The sequence below is a fragment of the Flavobacterium cupreum genome, assembly GCF_003996965.1.
Lineage (GTDB): Bacteria > Bacteroidota > Bacteroidia > Flavobacteriales > Flavobacteriaceae > Flavobacterium > Flavobacterium cupreum.
The window spans coordinates 82,450-99,752 of sequence record NZ_QWDM01000018.1 but is presented as its reverse complement, the minus strand read 5'-3'; the positions used below and the strand labels follow the sequence as shown (position 1 = coordinate 99,752).

Annotated in this window: 16 protein-coding genes; 9 read left to right on the top strand and 7 right to left on the bottom strand. The window is 37.5% G+C overall.

Annotation, left to right across the window (positions count from 1 at the left end; translation table 11 throughout):
• Positions 1-112 precede the first annotated feature (112 nt).
• The gene (locus D0817_RS21455; protein ID WP_127340399.1) at positions 113-1,282 is read left to right on the top strand and encodes a PQQ-binding-like beta-propeller repeat protein; all 1,170 of its coding nucleotides are present in this window, start codon (positions 113-115) and stop codon (positions 1,280-1,282) included.
• A gap of 500 nt (positions 1,283-1,782) precedes the next feature.
• On the top strand, positions 1,783-2,199 hold the full coding sequence (locus tag D0817_RS21450) for a helix-turn-helix domain-containing protein (protein ID WP_127340398.1): 417 nt from the start codon (positions 1,783-1,785) through the stop codon (positions 2,197-2,199).
• 58 nt (positions 2,200-2,257) lie between these two features.
• On the opposite strand, the gene D0817_RS21445 is transcribed toward D0817_RS21450, so the two are convergent.
• The 4 genes from D0817_RS21445 to D0817_RS21430 all read right to left on the bottom strand — a co-directional run bounded on the left by D0817_RS21445 (position 2,258) and on the right by D0817_RS21430 (position 5,578).
• On the bottom strand, positions 2,258-2,644 hold the full coding sequence (locus D0817_RS21445) for a hypothetical protein (protein WP_127340397.1): 387 nt from the start codon (positions 2,642-2,644) through the stop codon (positions 2,258-2,260).
• The gene (locus D0817_RS21440) at positions 2,635-3,795 is read right to left on the bottom strand and encodes a hypothetical protein (protein ID WP_127340396.1); all 1,161 of its coding nucleotides are present in this window, start codon (positions 3,793-3,795) and stop codon (positions 2,635-2,637) included. The genes D0817_RS21445 and D0817_RS21440 overlap by 10 nt, the downstream gene beginning before the upstream one ends.
• Positions 3,796-4,020: 225 nt before the next feature.
• Positions 4,021-4,791, bottom strand: coding sequence for an SDR family oxidoreductase (locus tag D0817_RS21435; protein WP_127340395.1), 771 nt, complete (start codon positions 4,789-4,791; stop codon positions 4,021-4,023).
• 31 nt (positions 4,792-4,822) lie between these two features.
• Positions 4,823-5,578 carry an SDR family NAD(P)-dependent oxidoreductase gene (locus D0817_RS21430; RefSeq protein ID WP_127340394.1) on the bottom strand — a complete coding sequence of 252 codons (756 nt, stop codon included), beginning with the start codon at positions 5,576-5,578 and terminating at the stop codon, positions 4,823-4,825.
• 108 nt (positions 5,579-5,686) lie between these two features.
• On the opposite strand from D0817_RS21430, the gene D0817_RS21425 reads away from it, so the two are divergent.
• Positions 5,687-6,040, top strand: a complete 354-nt coding sequence (locus D0817_RS21425; protein WP_167470963.1) for a winged helix-turn-helix transcriptional regulator — start codon at positions 5,687-5,689, stop codon at positions 6,038-6,040.
• Positions 6,041-6,259: 219 nt separating this feature from the next.
• Here D0817_RS21425 and D0817_RS21420 read toward each other — a convergent pair whose 3' ends face one another.
• Both D0817_RS21420 and D0817_RS21415 read right to left on the bottom strand, forming a co-directional pair.
• A complete protein-coding gene (locus D0817_RS21420; protein ID WP_127340393.1) occupies positions 6,260-6,451 on the bottom strand; it encodes a hypothetical protein in 192 nt (63 codons plus the stop codon).
• A gap of 204 nt (positions 6,452-6,655) precedes the next feature.
• A complete protein-coding gene (locus tag D0817_RS21415) occupies positions 6,656-7,714 on the bottom strand; it encodes a serine hydrolase domain-containing protein (protein ID WP_127340392.1) in 1,059 nt (352 codons plus the stop codon).
• Positions 7,715-8,144: 430 nt separating this feature from the next.
• Between D0817_RS21415 and D0817_RS21410 the strand changes: the two genes are divergently transcribed.
• The 6 genes from D0817_RS21410 to D0817_RS21385 all read left to right on the top strand — a co-directional run bounded on the left by D0817_RS21410 (position 8,145) and on the right by D0817_RS21385 (position 14,680).
• Complete coding sequence (locus D0817_RS21410) at positions 8,145-9,539, top strand: alpha/beta hydrolase family protein (protein ID WP_127340391.1); 1,395 nt, start codon at positions 8,145-8,147, stop codon at positions 9,537-9,539.
• Between the two features lie 22 nt (positions 9,540-9,561).
• Positions 9,562-9,888 carry an SdpI family protein gene (locus D0817_RS26545; protein WP_127340390.1) on the top strand — a complete coding sequence of 109 codons (327 nt, stop codon included), beginning with the start codon at positions 9,562-9,564 and terminating at the stop codon, positions 9,886-9,888.
• 30 nt (positions 9,889-9,918) lie between these two features.
• Positions 9,919-10,365, top strand: a complete 447-nt coding sequence (locus tag D0817_RS21400; RefSeq protein ID WP_127340389.1) for a GNAT family N-acetyltransferase — start codon at positions 9,919-9,921, stop codon at positions 10,363-10,365.
• Between the two features lie 120 nt (positions 10,366-10,485).
• Positions 10,486-10,884 carry a VOC family protein gene (locus D0817_RS21395; RefSeq protein WP_127340388.1) on the top strand — a complete coding sequence of 133 codons (399 nt, stop codon included), beginning with the start codon at positions 10,486-10,488 and terminating at the stop codon, positions 10,882-10,884.
• A 111-nt stretch (positions 10,885-10,995) separates the two neighbouring features.
• On the top strand, positions 10,996-12,144 hold the full coding sequence (locus D0817_RS21390) for a helix-turn-helix domain-containing protein (protein ID WP_127340387.1): 1,149 nt from the start codon (positions 10,996-10,998) through the stop codon (positions 12,142-12,144).
• Between the two features lie 148 nt (positions 12,145-12,292).
• Positions 12,293-14,680 carry a TonB-dependent receptor domain-containing protein gene (locus D0817_RS21385; protein WP_127340386.1) on the top strand — a complete coding sequence of 796 codons (2,388 nt, stop codon included), beginning with the start codon at positions 12,293-12,295 and terminating at the stop codon, positions 14,678-14,680.
• Positions 14,681-14,740: 60 nt separating this feature from the next.
• Here D0817_RS21385 and D0817_RS21380 read toward each other — a convergent pair whose 3' ends face one another.
• The gene (locus tag D0817_RS21380) at positions 14,741-17,173 is read right to left on the bottom strand and encodes a glycoside hydrolase family 2 TIM barrel-domain containing protein (RefSeq protein ID WP_127340385.1); all 2,433 of its coding nucleotides are present in this window, start codon (positions 17,171-17,173) and stop codon (positions 14,741-14,743) included.
• Positions 17,174-17,303: the final 130 nt, after the last annotated feature.

Genomic DNA, 17,303 nt, shown 5'->3' with positions numbered 1-17,303 from the left:
CTCTATAATAATTTACTATATTTGGCACAGACATTGGGTTGCTTATCGAATTCAAGAGGCTTAATTTCATCGTTCTAAAAAGAAATCAAATGCTCCAATCAAAATTTTAAAAATGAAAAAAAAGCTAATACTCCTTTTATTTGCATTTACGGTTACCAATACGTTTGCGCAAGTGCCAGCCACAGCAAACACTGGCAACGTTTTCTCTAATAAGGTTGTTCATCCCGTGGCAAAAGTTCCATTAGACGAGGCATCAATTTTAATCTATGATTACGATGGTTCGCTTTTTTCATTTGATTTAGAGTCCGAACAAATTGGCTGGACCATAAAAGCAACCGATGCCCATACCGAAATGTGCGCCAATCAGTTAACGTTACAGGATGGGGTTGTATATGTACCGTTTATCAATGGTGAAATTTTCGCGATTGATAACATGACCGGAGATGTTTTCTGGAAATCAAGATTAGGAAATACTACCGATCAGATTGTGCTGAAAGACCAGACGCCCGTTATTAATAATGGAAAATTATACATCACTTCCCAAGGTCAAAACAGTGCTATTTATGCGCTTAACATAAAAGACGGCAGTTTGGCGTGGAGCCACAAGTTAGACGACGCATCAAATCCGGTTTCGGTGCTCTTTTTTAACAACAAGGTTTTTACCCAAAGCGGTTCTAATCTCTACAGTTTTGATGCCGGTACGGGAAAACTGCTCAATCAAAAAACTTTTGAGGAAGCTATCTCCGGAAAACCTGTCACAGATGACGAAAATATATTTATAGCCAATGAAAAGGATATAGTCTACGCTTTAAGTCCTGACAAACTCGACGTTTTATGGCAATTTAAAATAGAGGAAAACCAACATAGTATCAAAGACCATATATTTAGCAAAAACAAAAAAGTATATTTTGCAGCACAGGGCGAAACGGTTTCTTCTTTATATGCAGTGGATTCAAAAACCGGAACACAGCTTTGGAAAACGGATTTTAAAAACGATAATGTTCAATACATTACCGAGAAAGACGATAATCTTTGGGGCTATACCCGCAAGGGAAAGCTTTTTCAATTGGACATTGATAATGGTGAAACAGCATTCGAAGCAAAATTAACCACCAACCCTATTTCAAATCTTGAATTTCCGGATGATGATTCCTTGTTTTATTATTCTGACGCTGCCTTAATTCAGTTTGAATATAAAACAAAAGACGAAAACGAAGTTTACCTTCGCACCTCCATTAGGGACGATGTTTATAACGCTTATATAAAAGTACTTCGTCCATAACTTTGCACCCATTCCAGAAGTCACAGTTTGCAGTTGCAGTTTTCAGTTTGTAAATTATATAAAGTCGTGTTCTTTTGTTTCTAAATAGCCATCGCATAAATAAGACGGTTTAGTGAACAATTGCTGTGTGAAATTGGAAATATTGTTGAAAAACAAAAACTAAAATTAGACGCAAAACTCTTATGTTGTAAAATTTCTGTTGTAAATAAAAATACAACAAAACATTTACAACACTTCTGTTGGAAAAACCTTTGTTGAAATAAAAAATACAACAAAATAATTATAACATTTTTGTTGTAAAATGAGACTAAAATTTAAATAGTTAACAGTCGAAGTTGACATTCAAAGTACAGATTACAGATCGCAGTTTATTATAAAAATTATAAGAAAAGCCGTATTTTATTTTTATATTGCCGTCGCATAACAGGATGGTCTAGTGAACCCATTTTATGTTTTTACTTATCCTTAATTTTTTTATTCATAATTATTATCTTTGAGCTATGAGCACAGCAACAAAACCAAACCACATAGGGCGAAAAATCAGCCGTATTCGTGAACTGAAAGACATGAAACAGGAAGCCTTGGCGCAGGCTTTAGGAACCAATCAGCAGGCAGTTTCTATTATGGAAAACAGCGAGACTATAGAAGAAGAAAAATTAATAGAAGTGGCGAGGGCGCTTGGTGTAAGTGTAGAGGCAATTAAAAATTTCTCGGAAGAAGGCGTATTTAATTATTTTAATAGTTTTAGCGACAACAGTATTAATCAGGGACCAATAGGCAATCAGAATATTTGTAACTTTAACCCTCTGGATAAATTAATTGAAGCTTATGAAGAAAATACAAAACTTTACGAGCGTTTGGTTCAGGCTGAAAAAGATAAGGTTGAATATTTAGAAAAGATTCTAAAGGACAAATAACATTTAGGAAAAAATACAGCATTTGTAAAGAGACTTCAAAAAAAAAGAAGTCTCTTTTTTATTTACCACTTGTTGTATACAGTTTTAGCACATACATCGATGACAGGATATAAATAGACAGTAATGCAATAAAACCCATATTGATTCTTTGGTAATTATTAATAATTCCGGTGATATAGATTAATACCGCCAGCAGGATAAGAAATGTAATCAAAAGTGTTTTGAATTTTCTACTGAGAAGAAATATAATAAGAAAAGTAAAAACAGGCACTGCCAAAAATCCTTCCCAAAATATTTCTTCTGATGTACCAATTATATCATTAAAAAACTGAAAAAAATAAATACCCAATAAAGCGACATTTGGAAGCCCATTCTCATGAAGACCCGGAATGATTAAAAAGGAAATAACGGCAGTGATTTTTGAAATTCGGATAGCTACGGACATGATCTGTTTGTTTTTGGTGCGTTTTTCGATCCAGATGTATGATTAGAAAGTGTGTTTAATATATTTGCAACTGTATTTGGAGTATCAATCCATCCTGATGTCTGAATGCCTGCAATATTTAATACTTCTGTTGCAAAATCAGAGCAATTGTTAAAACTTATATCATAATTCGCATTTTGATAATTTTGTGATAAATTGATAATTGCCTGCAGCTGCGCACCGGTGATTATCATACTAGCTGACATATCGTAATGATGTCCACCATTTTCACCCATTATTCCTTGACCCGTAATTACATATACTCCGCCACTTTTAGGGTAATAACCATATACTGCCATATTACCGCCTTGGGATATTCCTATAAAAGCATGACCGACACCGTTTCCTCCTCCCATACTTTCGGAATAAACAGTTAGATTTGCTCCGGCCGAGGTACTAAAGCATCTTAAGAATTTTAATATGTCTGAAATTGGAATATCAGGCGGTGGCGGCATAACCAAACCTCCACTTGATCCTCCGCCTCCAACTATAGGCAGATTAGGACTAGGTATTGGATCTGTAATTGGATTAGGCCACGGATTTCCTCCAGGGCCAGTCACAACAACTTCATCTAAATTAATAGCTCCTCCATCTCCATGGCATTTATTGCAAATTCCTGCTACTTTTGTTTTAGAAGTAAACAAGATATTTTCTGTCTTTCCTTGAGTAAATTTTGCGTGTTTTAATTCCAAACTTTCAAGATTTATAATTTTTAATTCTCCTGTAAAATTTTCCAAAATTTGATGAGCTGGTAATTTTTGAAGTTCGTCAATGGACTGCGCTTCCTTAAAATTAAAGGCCCATAATTTTCCGGAAATATTGTACGGATTTATTTCTAAAACTATTTTCTGTAAAAGAAATTCATTCGAAGTTCTAACCGGAATAATTGCAACAAATGACGACTCTACACTTTGCTGATAAATAATTGCGGAGTTCCATTGTAAGTCGTCTTGCCTAATGTTTTGTTTGGAAGTTAGCCATTTTTTTGCTCCTGATAATACTTTTGATTCCTGATTTTCGATGTTAGTGTAATCACTGTCCTCAGAACAGCCATATGTAAAAAGCCACAAAAAAATGGTTACATACTTAACTAAGTTAATTTTTCTTTTCATATCTACAATCGATTTAAATAAATTAAAACAAAAATATTTTAAAAAAAATATATAAGAAAAATAATATAATTTTTTAATTAAAAAATATAAACTTTGCGGTGTGAAGTTGGAAGACTTTGCATAGCATTAGTTCTATTAAAAACAAAAAACTCCCTAATTTCTTAAGGAGTTTTCCAGTGTTTCCGTTTTTCAATACACCGATTGCAAAACCACAAGACGTATTAATTATTTCATTAAGCTGATATTGGTAAGGCCACCATCCGAAAGAATTTCGGTGCCGACTATAAAAGATGAATCGTCCGAGGCTAAAAATACGGCGGCATGCCCAATATCAGACGGAAGTCCTTGTCGGCCTACAGGCGTAATGTCGATCCACATTTGTTTTACCTCATCTAAATGTTCCTCCGGTACAAGTTTTCCAAAAACAGGCGTATCAATAGAACCCGGCGAAAGCGCATTCACCCTTATTTTTCGTGGCAATAAATCGAGCGATAACCCTTTGGCGAATGCTATGATTGCAGCTTTTGCTGCGGCATAAATAGCCATACCGGGTGCCGCACGATGCGCAGCGCTTGATCCGATTAGTATGATCGATGCGCCGTCATTTAAATACGGAAGTGCTTTCTGTACGGTGAAATAGGCACTTTTCAAATTAAGGTTCATATAACCATCATAATTTTCTTCTGTGACCTGATCGATGGTACCTAATTGCTGACCGTCTACAACACCTCCTGCATTTACGACCAGGACATCGATTTTACCAAATCTGTCGAAGGTCTTTTTGAAGGTGTTTTCAAGATCTTCCATATTCGTGACATCACCGGGAATGCTCATAAAATCTGTACCCAGGATTTCTACCGCACTGTTTAATGTTTTCTCATTTCTTCCTGTAATGGTCCCAACGGCTCCTTCGTTTCTGAATGCTTCCGCAATACCAAATCCGATACCACTATTACCGCCCGTAACTACTGTTACTTTATTTTTTAGTTTACTCATTTTGCTTTGTTTTAATTTTTACTACTGAAAATTAGATTCCGTAAATACCTCCAGAAACCGAAATTTTTTCTCCCGTGATCCAGGCTGCTTCATCAGAGGCCAGAAATACGGCTACTTTTGCGATATCATCCGGCTGACCTGTTCGGCCCAATGGTGTAGTCGCTACGAGTTTTGCTTCGAAATCACTTCCGATAAAGCCCGCACTATGCGAACCTTCTGTTTCCACCACACCCGGCAAAATAGAATTGATACGGATGTTTCTGCCGCTAAATTCTTTCGACAACGAAATCGTAATGGCATCTAAAGCTGCTTTGGTGGCAGAATATACAGCACCTGTTGGCAGCGGTGTGTTACTGGCTCCTGAACTGATATTGATAATGTTTCCGCCTTTTTCACCAAACAATTTCAAAGCCTCCTGAATGGCAAACAAAGAACCCAAAACATTGGTATTAAATTGTCTGTGGAAAGATTCCTCCAAGGCCTCTTCGATCGGGGCATATTGATAAATCCCGGCATTGTTTACCAGAATATCCAATGTTCCGAAAGCATTTTTCGTTGCTTCAAACAATTTTGCCACATCGGCTGCTACCGACACATCGGCCTGTACTGCAATTGCAATTCCGCCGTTGTACGTTATCGCTTTTACTACTTTCTCTGCATCTTCTTTACTGGATGCGTAGTTTACTACTACTTTTGCTCCTTCTGCTGCAAAATATTTTGCTATGGCAGCTCCAATTCCTTTTGAAGCTCCTGTAACTATCGCTACTTTGTTATTTAGTCTGTTCATTTTTATATTTTTTTATAGTATTGCGGATGCAAATGTAGAACAGATTAATTTCTTTTAGTAACTTTGTAACTAAAAGTAACAGTAACCTTGAAGTAACAAAGTAACCTTATGGATTGTAACTACCGCGAAAAAGAAAAGCACAAAAAAGAGATGATGGCCGTTCAGGATTCCATGGACGTGCTGAGTGGAAAATGGAAAATAGCGATTATTTCCTCGATTTGTTATTATAACAAAAGAAGGTTTTCTGATATCCTGAACGATGTCGTTGGCATTTCGAACAAAATGCTGAGTAAGGAATTGAAAGAATTAGAAATCAACAAGTTAATTAAAAGAACCGTTTTAGATACCCAGCCGGTAAGCATCGAATATGCCCTTACCGACCATGGCAAAACCCTGCAAACGATAATCAACAATCTGACCGATTGGGGAATAGCGCACCGAAAAAAAATTACGGAGGAATAATTTATTTTATTTCAGATTATACCGAAGTATTCTGAAAACAGGGGTAAGAAATTACTCGAAAATATTAGGATTGGCACGAAGTCGGGAGACTTCGCACAGCAATAGTCGGGAGACTTCACGCAGCTATTAGTGAGTAAAGTCGAAGACCTGTCCCAATAGACAAGCCTTCGATTTCGCTCAGGGTGACACTTGGTTAAAAAAGCGACAGCAACCTATTTACTATTTTTCAGATTGATTTTTTGGTTTTCGTACCAGAAAATAAACGGAAGCTACGAAGACAATGATATAGATAACAGCCAGTGCGGGCTGCTCAAATCTTAGCGTTTTAAAGTCGAATTGCTTAAACAAAGTAACACCCAAAATGATTGCTACAATCGAAAGCGTAAATGAAAATGTTTTTTTATTTTCCATATTTTTTTATGTTTAATGGGTATCAAATCACTTCTTATGGTTTGTCCGGCGAATTGCTGTACGGAATGCTACGTGTGATTCCTCCTTTATCAAAATGACAAGTAGTGCACCTAACAGGCGCTTGCTGAAACGAATATAAGAATTATTTTTACTGCAATTTATGAATTCCCATTTTCATCGTGTTACTTAAACTACGGTTCGCCATTATTTCAGGACTGTATCGTAAATTTCATTCAGCAGGTTTTGTCTCATTTTTGAATTCCTTTGGGTCAGCAGTATGATGATGCCCCAGTTTTCAGCCCTGTTGTAGCATATAATAGAAGATTGTCCCATAGAATCCCCTGATTTCAAATAAATGGTATTCTTTTCATCGGTCATAATGTTAGTGCCCAGTCCCATTTCTCTTTTTTCGTCTTTATAGTATATTTTTTCAGTGATGATGGCTGCCTTCCCCACTGTAGTCTCTTTGTTGAGGACTGCTTTTAAAAACGCAACCATATCAAAAGCGTTAGACTTGACCAACCCGGCAGGCGCGGTCACATTCCAATTAAAGAACTCCTGGATACCGCCCTCGGAATTATGGCCTACTGCTTTGTTTTGCACCTCAAAATCTTTGGTAAAAGTAGTTGTCATATGTAACGGCTTTATTATTTTTTCTGTAATAATCTCATCGTAGCTCTTGTGGTACACTTTTTCTAAGATTTGCCCAAGTAAAGTATAGCCGATCGTAGAGTAACGGTATGTACCGTAATCTTTTAGTTCCGTACAAGTATTGATCAGCGTGCTCAGTGTTTCTTCAGTGACGTTGCTTACGGGCTGTTGCGGATTGAGTTCGATTAACTTTCCAAAATCGATATCCGGCAAACCAGACTGATGGGATGCCAGGTCTGAAATTTTTATTTTGTTTTTAAGATTTTTATGTAAAACGTACTGTTTCGGAAGATACTGGTCTATATAATCCTCTAACTTTATTTTATGTTCCATAACCGCCTGTGCAATTAAATTGGTAGTTAAAATTTTAGTGATCGAGGCAATTTCGAATAGTGATTTTTCATCAATTTTATCCTGACTCTCTGCATTCAAATTGCCGTACGCGGTATAGTATTCTTTGTTGTTCCTGATAAAACCAACGCTAATCCCGACCTGAGGATTTTTTTGATAATTATCCTTTATTATAGAATCAATTTTTTTGGAAATGTCTTGTGCAAAAGAAAAAGTACTTGTTAGTACTAGTATTGCAAGCAATTGTAATGAAGTTTTCATGGTATCGTTTTTTAAGGTTAAAAATTTATTTCGATACAAATTTGCGGAAGCAATTAAAGTTATGCGACCGAATAAAAGCAGTCGGACACATTTGTTTCGAAAAATGAGTACGGGTAATTAAAACGACAAGTACGAATAATTACAAAACACTGTTATGCAATGCGTTGTAGCCAAAAAACAAACAGCGCATCCCCATGTTTTGTCAAGCTGAATATCTATATGAAATTTTATTCGTACGCCACAGCAATCAGATTTAAAGGCGCTATAATTCTTAATCAATCAAAAAACAATGGGTGCGAAAGGATCAAAACGACACTTTCGCTTTTATATCAAATTGCAGAAGTATTTTACTATTCACAATTAAGAAAAATACTATATTTGGTTTTCAATTTTATTGGAATCTATCTTCAAACATTCACAAAAATTTATAATGAGAAAAAATATAGTACTTGTATTGTTTAGCTGTATTACTTTTTCCGGCATCGCGCAGAATATTGCCGGAAACTGGACGGGAACGCTTAAAGTTCAGTCTGCTCAATTAAAACTAATTTTTCATATCCATAAAACGGAGAGTGGTTATACCGCCACAATGGACAGTCCGGATCAGGGTGCTTTTGGATTACCAGCCAGCAAAGTAACATTTACGGAACCGACCGTTTTAATAGAGGCAGCCAACCTTGGCATAAGCTATACAGGGGAATTAAAAGGAGATCTTATTACAGGTACATTTCAGCAGGGTGGCCAGAAATTTAATGTAGACTTATCGCGCAGTGAAGATACGGTTCAGGAAAAAATCAAAAGACCTCAGGAGCCTTCTGAACCTTATCCTTATTATACGGAAGAAGTTACCTTTCAAAATGCAAAAGAAGGTATTAATTTATCCGGAACGCTGTCACTCCCTAAGAAAGAAGGCGTTTTTCCGGTTGTGGTCTTGATCAGTGGCAGCGGCCCTCAAAACAGGGATGAAGAAATGTTAGGGCACAAACCCTTCCTTGTACTTTCGGACTATCTCGTTAAAAACGGTATAGGCGTATTGCGTTACGATGACCGGGGCGTTGGCAAATCCGGCGGTATCTTTAAAACAGCAACCTCTGCTGATTTTGCTGTTGATGCAGCCTCCGCAGTTGAATACCTGAAAACGAGAAAAGAAATAAACAAAGCTAAGATCGGATTGATTGGTCACAGCGAAGGTGGACTAATTGCACCCATAGTGGCGACCGAAACAAAAGGCGTTTCTTTTATCGTTTTACTGGCAGGACCAGGCTTACAAGGTGATCAGGTACTTTTGACTCAACAGGAATTAATTGCAAGAGCCGGCGGAAAAAGCGATGCTGAAATCCAAAAAAACAGAATCCTGAACGAAAAAGCTTTTGAGATTGTAAAAAAATATACCGATCCTGAGGCGCTAAAAACCCAATTGACCGCCTATATCACCGAAACATCAAAAAATGATCCTGATAAACCTGAAAATGTTTCTCTTCAGGATTATGTGAATGCTCAGGTATCTAAAGTTTCAAGTCCCTGGATGGTTAGCTTTCTGCGCTATAACCCCGGACCTGTGCTGGAAAAAGTAAAATGCCCCGTTCTGGCACTTAATGGCGAAAAAGATTTGCAGGTAGCGCCCAAAGAAAATCTGGAGGCGATTAAAAAATCGTTAGCCAAAGGAGGAAATAAAAAAGTTACGATTAAGGAACTTCCTCATCTGAATCATTTATTCCAGGAAAGCACAACCGGACTTCCAACAGAATATGGAAAAATTGAACAAACCATCTCACCTGTTGCGCTGCAGGAAATCACGAAATGGCTCACATTGCAAGTAAAGTAAGAAAAAGTTAATACCGTTACTTATGCGTTCAGAATTACTAGTCTCCCTGCTCCTGTTTTTGATTTCAGTACTTTATTATTACTTCCAGCCCAAAAAAATAAATAATTTTTATGGGTACCGAAGTAGAAAATCAATGAAAAACCTAGTGAACTGGCAATATTCGAACAGATTGGCTGCTATTCTGATGTTTAGAATTTCACTCTTTAATCTCCTTCTTTTTTTTATACTTTCACAGGTATATCAGGAGTTAAATAAAAATTACTTTGGCGTATTTTTAATTATTCAGTTTCTGGCAATGTTTTTTTACATAGAGAAAAAGACGGCCGAAAATGAAAATCAGCAGTTATAATTTAAAGTACTGCCTTTTAAATTCATTATAATGGAAAACATCGAACAAACCTTTGGAGAGTTCCTTATTACAACAGACAAAACAAAACTGGATCTTGTGGCCATTCACGATTTTCTGTCGAAAGATTCGGGCTGGAGCGATAATATTCCATTCGAAAAAGTAAAAACGTCTATCGATAATTCCCTGAATTTTGGGCTTTTCCACAACAGCAAACAAATAGGTTTTGCCAGGGTTATATCTGACTTTTCTACGATTGCCTACCTTGGAGATATTTATGTTCTGGACGATTATCGCGGACAGGGCCTTTCGAAAAAACTAATGGAAAGTGTTATGACGCATCCCAACCTGCAAGGTTTAAGGCGATGGATTTTACTGACTTCAACCGCGGACTGGTTATATGAAAAATATGGTTTTACCAAATTACCAAAACCGGAAATTTATATGGAACTTTTCAATCCTGACGTTTACAAAAAATAATTAAGAAATAAGGAGAGGACTTTGAACCTGATAAAAACGGAACATTCCATAAATTAAATATAACAGCACAAACCACTAAAAACCATACTTTTACTTTCTATTAATTCAAAATTTAGAAACATGGAACCTAAAATGATATGGGGGAATTTAGCCTCTGACGATCTAAAAGCGACATATGAATTTTACAAGAAACTGGGATTTGAATCGAACAACAAATACAGTTCGGATGAGAATGCCAGTTTCAACTTTGGCAAAGACAAATTCATTATCAATTTCTTTAAAAGATCCAAATTAGAAACAGATATCAACGGCGCAATCGGGAAATGGAAAACACAAAGTGAAGTTATATTTTCCCTTTCTGCCACCACCCGGGAAGAAGTAGACAGCTGGCGCGAAAAAGTTCTTGAAGCCGGCGGAAGCGTTTTCTCCGACCCTCAAAACTACGAACAGGGCTATACCTTCTGCTTTGCGGATCCTGATGGACATAAATTTAATGTTTTGTACTGGCCGGGGATGTAATAAACCTTCCTTATTAAAAAAGCCGTTCTTTACTTCTTTTTCAGCAGCAACAAATTTATCCCTCCTCTGGTTTTTCATCAATTAAACCTTATTTTTGGTCAAAAAACAGCAATGAATAAAATGATATTTTTAAGTATTGTAGCCGCAATTGGTATTTCTGTTTCGCTGCTTCTTGCTTTTTTCTTACTGACCGTAAAAACGAGCAATAAACAGGCAAACCGGTTATTTGCTGCTTTTCTTATTTTATCAGCCATTGATCTCAGCGGTTTTTTTATTTTCGATTTCATTAGCAGCCACTTAAATTTGGAGATTTTCAGGTGGACCACGTCCCTATTGGGCATGCCCTTGTTTTATCTTTATGTTCTATCGGTTTGTTATACGGATTTTAAGTTAAAACCCAAACATCTACTGCATGCGTTCCCGTTTGTACTGGTTAATTTAATCCTGACTCCCCGATTTTATCTGGCCGAAGGTATCGAAAAAAACCGCATTTTTGAGATTGGCAATACCATGCCGGAAATGTATTCTTTTCAGGTTATTGTTGAAATTCAGTACCTGTTCTACATCATCAGTGTCTTTCTGATTCTGAAAAAATACAGGGAAATCTATCTTGAAAATTATGCCAGTGCCGGCACTTCGACTTATAAATGGCTGATGCAGATGACGATTGTCTTTTTTGCGGCGCATAGTGTTGTGGCGATCAAAAATTTACTGAAATATACCGTCTACAAGGATGTATTTCTTTGGGCAAATATTTTAGTCGGACTGTTTGCTTTATGCATTACCTGCTGGTTTGTTTTAAAAGCACTCAATTATCCTGAGCTTTTCAGGGGCATCAATTCTAAATTAGCACTGGCCAAAGATCTTATTCCGGAGTCCGAAAAGATTTCAGCCAAATCGGGAAATAGTCCGGATCCGATTATCGCTTCCCAAATCGAAAACTTAAAAAATTACATGACCGTTTACGAACCTTATCTTGATCCATCGCTTACCATTCAGCAGCTTTCGAATCAGATTAATATTCCCGTACGGGACTTATCTGTTTTGATCAATCATTATATGGATCAGCATTTTTTTGATTTTGTGAATGAATACCGCATTCAGAAAGCCATGGGGATTTTAAAAGATAAGGCTAAAAAAGATCTTACGATTCTGGAAATCTTGTATGAAGTGGGTTTTAATTCAAAATCATCTTTTAATACTTCCTTCAAAAAATATACGGAACTCACTCCAACGGCCTACAGAAACAGCTCATTATAAGCCGTTTGTAAAAAGTCGTACTTCATCATTATAAAGTCGAACCAATTTCTAAACGTGAAATTGGTTCGACTTTTTTTTATCGGTCGCCTGTCGAAGATTTCTAAAGCAACTTTGTCTCAAATTAATCACAAGCTTAAAATTAGAAATCATGAAAAAAGCAAACCTCTTTATTTTTTTACTGTTCCCTTTATTTTGTCTGGCGCAATCGACCTTTAAATTAAAAGGAAAAATATCCGATGAAACCGCTTCATTGCCCTGGGAAAATATTATCATCTCAACCCCTGAAGGAAAAATCATTGACGGAACAACCAGTAAAGAAGATGGCACTTTTGAAATCCGTATCAGTAAAGGATTTTATAAAATAAAAATCAGCCCGCAAGGTTTTATAAATTGGGAAAAGGATATTGCTATTGAAAAAGATACCGACCTCGGTTTGATCCTTCTGACCAAAAAAACAAATAATCTGGACGGGGTGGTGGTTACAGCCCACAAAAAAACAATCGAGCAAAAAATTGACCGTCTGGTTTATACTATTGAAAATAAGGCTTCCACAACCGGAGGAGATGCCCTGAACGCGATCAATACAGCGCCAGGAGTGGTGGTACAAAACAATGCCATCACTATACTGGGAAAGGGTTCTTCCCACGTTATGATTGATGGCCGTATGCTGGAACTATCGGGCGAAGAGCTGAATGCTTTCCTGAAATCTATTTCGGCAAATGACATCAAAAACATTGAAATCATCAACAATCCACCGGCAAAATATGATGCAAACGGTACGGGCGGACTGATCGATATCAACCTGAAAAAAGGAAGAAGGGACTCCTGGAAAAACACTTCCACCCTTTCTTACGATCAAAATAAATATGGAATTTATACGCTGCGAAATAATTTCTTTTACAACAAAAATAAATTTCGATTCAGCGTGAGTGCCAATGCAAAATCAGGCTACCGAAATTCTGATGAAAACTTACATCTTTATTTTCCTGACGGATTGCAGCACATGAACGCACAATCTAAAATCAATGAAGAAAATCTTTCCGCAAAACTGGCTTTGGATTATGACATTAGTGAACGCACGACAATTGGTTTTCAGTATCTGAACGATCGCAGCAACCCGAATTTCAAATCCGATATTATTATCAAAAATTATGACACGGAGAACAAACTCAACAGCACCGTACTGAATGATGGCTTCAATAACCGAAATTCAGGCAATCAGACCTATAACGCCCACTTACTGACAAAACTTGACACATTAAACAGGAAACTTTCCGTAGATTTTGATTATTTCAATTACGATTCCAAATTTGATCGTGATTTTACCACAAAAAAGTATTCAGCGAACATGGATTTCATCAGTTTAGACCAATACGGAAGAAATATTTCTAACCAGAATATTGACAACAGAAGTATCAAGGCCGATATGGAACATCCGCTTGAATTTGTGAATTTGTCGTATGGTGCCAAAGTCAGTTTTACCAAAAGCAAAAGCAGTTTACTTTCGTATGATAACATGAGCGGAACTCCGATAATCGATCTGAATCAGTCTAATGAATTTGAATACGAAGAGAACAATCAGGCCGTTTACGTGAGCGGCAATAAAAAAATCAATGAGCAGTTTACGGTTCAATTGGGGCTAAGAGCTGAAAACACACAAACAGACGGTTTTTCCGCGAATTTAAATCAGAAGATCAAAAACAACTATTTCAAATTATTCCCAACCCTTTACCTGACTTATAAAGCGAACGAGAATAACAGTTTTAATTTCAATTACGGAAAAAGAATCAACAGACCGCGTTATGATTTACTAAATCCGTTTCGAACGTACATCAACAGCAACAGTTATTCTGAAGGGAATCCGTTTTTAAAACCCTCTTTCAGCAATAATTTTGAATTGTCCCATTCGTATAAGGAAATTTTGCGCACCAGTATTTTCGTTAATAGCATTACCGATGGTTATGGTGTAATTTTTACCTCAGATCCGGCAACCAATACGCAGGTGGTCACAAGGGAAAATTATTATAAAGGAATTAATTATGGTATTGGAGAAAGTTATACCGCAGACCTTACCGAGTGGTGGTCAACAGAAAATACTTTGTATGTGCTGGGTTCGAAAACGATATTTACGTCAGGAATCAATGCTCGTCCGACCAACGGTCTGCAGTTGGATTTTTCTACGAGCAATACTTTTTCAATAGGCAAAGCGACAAAACTACAGCTGGATTATACGTATAGTTCTCCTGTAAAAAGCGGATTGTACACTGTGGGTTATATGTCAGGTTTGACTATCGCGCTAAAGCAAAACCTCTTTAAGAAAAATATGCAGATTGCATTTCTGGCCAATGATATTTTTAATACAGCTTACCTGAAAGATTTTGTTTCTGTGGTGAACGGCATCAAACAGGTTTACAGCCAAAATGAAAGCAGTCGTTTCTTCAAAGTATCGCTGATTTACAATTTCGGAAATACGAAAATCAACGTGAAACAAAGGGATTTCGGAAATGAAGAAGAGAAAAGAAGATTAGCGAAATAGGCCTCAGAAAACTCCACTTTTGACAGTGGAGTTTTTTTATATTTCTAATCTTAGCTTATGTTATTCCACTTTGACAGCAATAGAAGCACGCTGAATTCCGTTTGAAGCGGAAGCGGTCAATCTGATGTTTTCCCCTTTCGTATTCGATTGAACGATGACAATACATTTGCCATTAAAAACTTTGCAGGAAGGAGCTTTCAGCGATTCCAGTCCTGCCTGATAGCCATTGTCTGTACCCACAATTTTTCCGCCGCCAATGACTTCAAAATTTATTAAATCATTTGCATCAGGAACCAGATTTCCGGCAGCATCTATAACAGAAACGGTTACATAAACCAAATCGTAGCCGTCTTTTCTGATGATTTGTTTATCGGCCTTTAAATCAATTTTACTAGCAGTTCCGGCGGTATGAATTTCTTTTTCCAGCACCACTTTCCCTCCTTTTCTTGAAATGGCTTTCAACGTTCCCGGTTCAAATGTAACACGCCATGAAATATGCAGGTCATCGTTTTGTTTCGACTTTTTTCCCAGTGATTTTCCGTTCAGGAACAATTCGACTTCATCGGCATTATTGTAATGCGCCCAAACATCAACTTCCTGATCTTTTGCCCAGTTCCAGTGTGGAAAAATATGCAGTACGGGTTGAGTCGTCCATTCGCTTTGGTACATATAATACACATCTTTCGGAAATCCGGCCAGATCGATAATTCCGAAATAAGAACTTCTGGCGGGGTACGGATACGGATCCGGTTCTCCCAAATAATCAAAACCTGTCCAGACAAAAAGTCCGGCCATATAATCGAGTTTTTTGATCGTTTTCCAGGTTTCTTCATGCGTCGAGCCCCAATACGACTTGACCTGATCATAAGCCGAAACGGTAAAATCCTTATTCCCGTCAAAAGGAGCATTGTGTTTGGGAGGCCAGACTTTAATGATATCCGAAGGCTGATCGTAATGCCCGCGGGTTTCTAAAGCCGACACACTCTCGGAAGCAATTATCTTTTGCCCTTTAAAACGATTCGGAAAATCTTTGTAATCTTCGTGTTTGTAATTAAAACCCAAAAGATCCAAAGCTCCGGATTGATAAATAAAGTTTTTCTCCGGAATATTTTCGGTCAGTGCGCTGGTTACGGGACGTGTTGTGTCTAATGATTTTACGATCTGGGCCAATTCCCGTGTAATGACAATTCCGGTGCTGTCAAACTGCTCCCTGATTTCATTGCCAATACTCCACATCATTACCGACGGATGATTACGGTCTCTTTTGATCAAATCTTCCAGATCCTGTTTGTGCCATTTGTCCCAGTCTTTATGGTAATCGTTGGTCACTTTTTTCTTTTTCCATACATCAAAAGCTTCGTCCTGAACAATGAATCCCATTTCGTCACACAATTGCAGCATTTCCAGTGAAGGCGCATTATGTGACATTCGGATGGCGTTGGCACCCATGTCTTTTAGTAAAGTCAGTTTTCTTCTTACGGCATGAATATTTTCTACTGCGCCCAAAGCACCGTTATCATGATGCAGGCAAACGCCTAAAATTTTGGTTGGAATACCGTTTAGGGAAAACCCTTTTTCGGCATTGAAATTAAAATAACGAATTCCCAGTGGTGTCTCGTATTGATCTGTCATCGTTTTTCCGTCAAAGATTTTGGTTACGACCTTATACAAATACGGATTTTCGATACTCCAAAGTATTGGATTCGGTAGAGAAAGATGCTGCACTTTTTTGAAGATAGCATTACCTGCGGCTTTTTCTTTGGTTTCGATTTTGGCCACTTCCCCATGTTTCTGATCCACAATTGAAGTTACTAACCTGAATTCTTTTCCGGTATCAAAATCATTTTTTACCTCAATTTCTATCTGAACGGAAACTTTTTCTTTGGTGATTTCCGGCGTGGTTACGAAAGTTCCCCAAAGTCCGATGTGCAATTTCCCGCTCGCTGTCACCTTTACATTCCTGTAAATTCCGGAACCGGTATACCATCTTGAATTGGGCTGTGCATCATTGTCGACTTTTACCGCAATTGTATTTTCTTTTCCAAAATTCAGGTATTTCGATAAATCGTAAGCAAAGGAAATGTACCCGTTTGGACGCATTCCCAGCGAATGTCCGTTGATCCAGACTTCGCTGTTTTTAAAAACACCGTCAAATTCAACTGAAACCGTTTTATTCTTCCAGTTGGCCGGAACTGTAAAAGTTTTGCGATACCAGCCTTTTCCGGCAGGCAAAAACGCTTGTGCCTGTTTTGTTGGATTGTCTTTATTGAAAGCTCCTTCAATACTCCAATCGTGCGGCAATTGAAGTGTTCGCCAATCCTTCGTGTCAAAATCAGCCTGAATTGCCCCGGGATAATCTCCTAATCTGAAGCTCCAGTTTTTATTAAAATCTTCAATGATTCTCCCTTGCTTTCCCTGAGCAAAACCAATTGTTGAGATTAATACTGCTACTGCAATTATTATTTTTTGTACAATGTTTTGATGTTGAATCATAAATATGTTTTTTTCTTAATCGAATGATGTCCGGTATTTTCAGACTAAGCGTAGTCGAAATTGTCAGACCGAGCGAAGTCGAAGTCTTGGTTGGCTGCTCACGTTGCGCAGGCTTAGACTTCGCTCAGCC

Excerpts from the sequence above, each read along its gene's own strand:
- D0817_RS21395 (WP_127340388.1), top strand. The coding sequence starts at position 10,486 with ATGGAACCTAAAATGATATGGGGGAATTTAGCCTCTGACGATCTAAAA.
- D0817_RS21415 (WP_127340392.1), bottom strand. The coding sequence starts at position 7,714 with ATGAAAACTTCATTACAATTGCTTGCAATACTAGTACTAACAAGTACT.
- D0817_RS21430 (WP_127340394.1), bottom strand. The coding sequence starts at position 5,578 with ATGAACAGACTAAATAACAAAGTAGCGATAGTTACAGGAGCTTCAAAA.
- D0817_RS21400 (WP_127340389.1), top strand. The coding sequence starts at position 9,919 with ATGGAAAACATCGAACAAACCTTTGGAGAGTTCCTTATTACAACAGAC.
- D0817_RS21455 (WP_127340399.1), top strand. The coding sequence starts at position 113 with ATGAAAAAAAAGCTAATACTCCTTTTATTTGCATTTACGGTTACCAAT.
- D0817_RS21450 (WP_127340398.1), top strand. The coding sequence starts at position 1,783 with ATGAGCACAGCAACAAAACCAAACCACATAGGGCGAAAAATCAGCCGT.
- D0817_RS26545 (WP_127340390.1), top strand. The coding sequence starts at position 9,562 with ATGCGTTCAGAATTACTAGTCTCCCTGCTCCTGTTTTTGATTTCAGTA.
- D0817_RS21435 (WP_127340395.1), bottom strand. The coding sequence starts at position 4,791 with ATGAGTAAACTAAAAAATAAAGTAACAGTAGTTACGGGCGGTAATAGT.
- D0817_RS21420 (WP_127340393.1), bottom strand. The coding sequence starts at position 6,451 with ATGGAAAATAAAAAAACATTTTCATTTACGCTTTCGATTGTAGCAATC.
- D0817_RS21390 (WP_127340387.1), top strand. The coding sequence starts at position 10,996 with ATGAATAAAATGATATTTTTAAGTATTGTAGCCGCAATTGGTATTTCT.
- D0817_RS21445 (WP_127340397.1), bottom strand. The coding sequence starts at position 2,644 with ATGTCCGTAGCTATCCGAATTTCAAAAATCACTGCCGTTATTTCCTTT.
- D0817_RS21440 (WP_127340396.1), bottom strand. The coding sequence starts at position 3,795 with ATGAAAAGAAAAATTAACTTAGTTAAGTATGTAACCATTTTTTTGTGG.
- D0817_RS21425 (WP_167470963.1), top strand. The coding sequence starts at position 5,687 with ATGGATTGTAACTACCGCGAAAAAGAAAAGCACAAAAAAGAGATGATG.
- D0817_RS21385 (WP_127340386.1), top strand. The coding sequence starts at position 12,293 with ATGAAAAAAGCAAACCTCTTTATTTTTTTACTGTTCCCTTTATTTTGT.
- D0817_RS21410 (WP_127340391.1), top strand. The coding sequence starts at position 8,145 with ATGAGAAAAAATATAGTACTTGTATTGTTTAGCTGTATTACTTTTTCC.
- D0817_RS21380 (WP_127340385.1), bottom strand. The coding sequence starts at position 17,173 with ATGATTCAACATCAAAACATTGTACAAAAAATAATAATTGCAGTAGCA.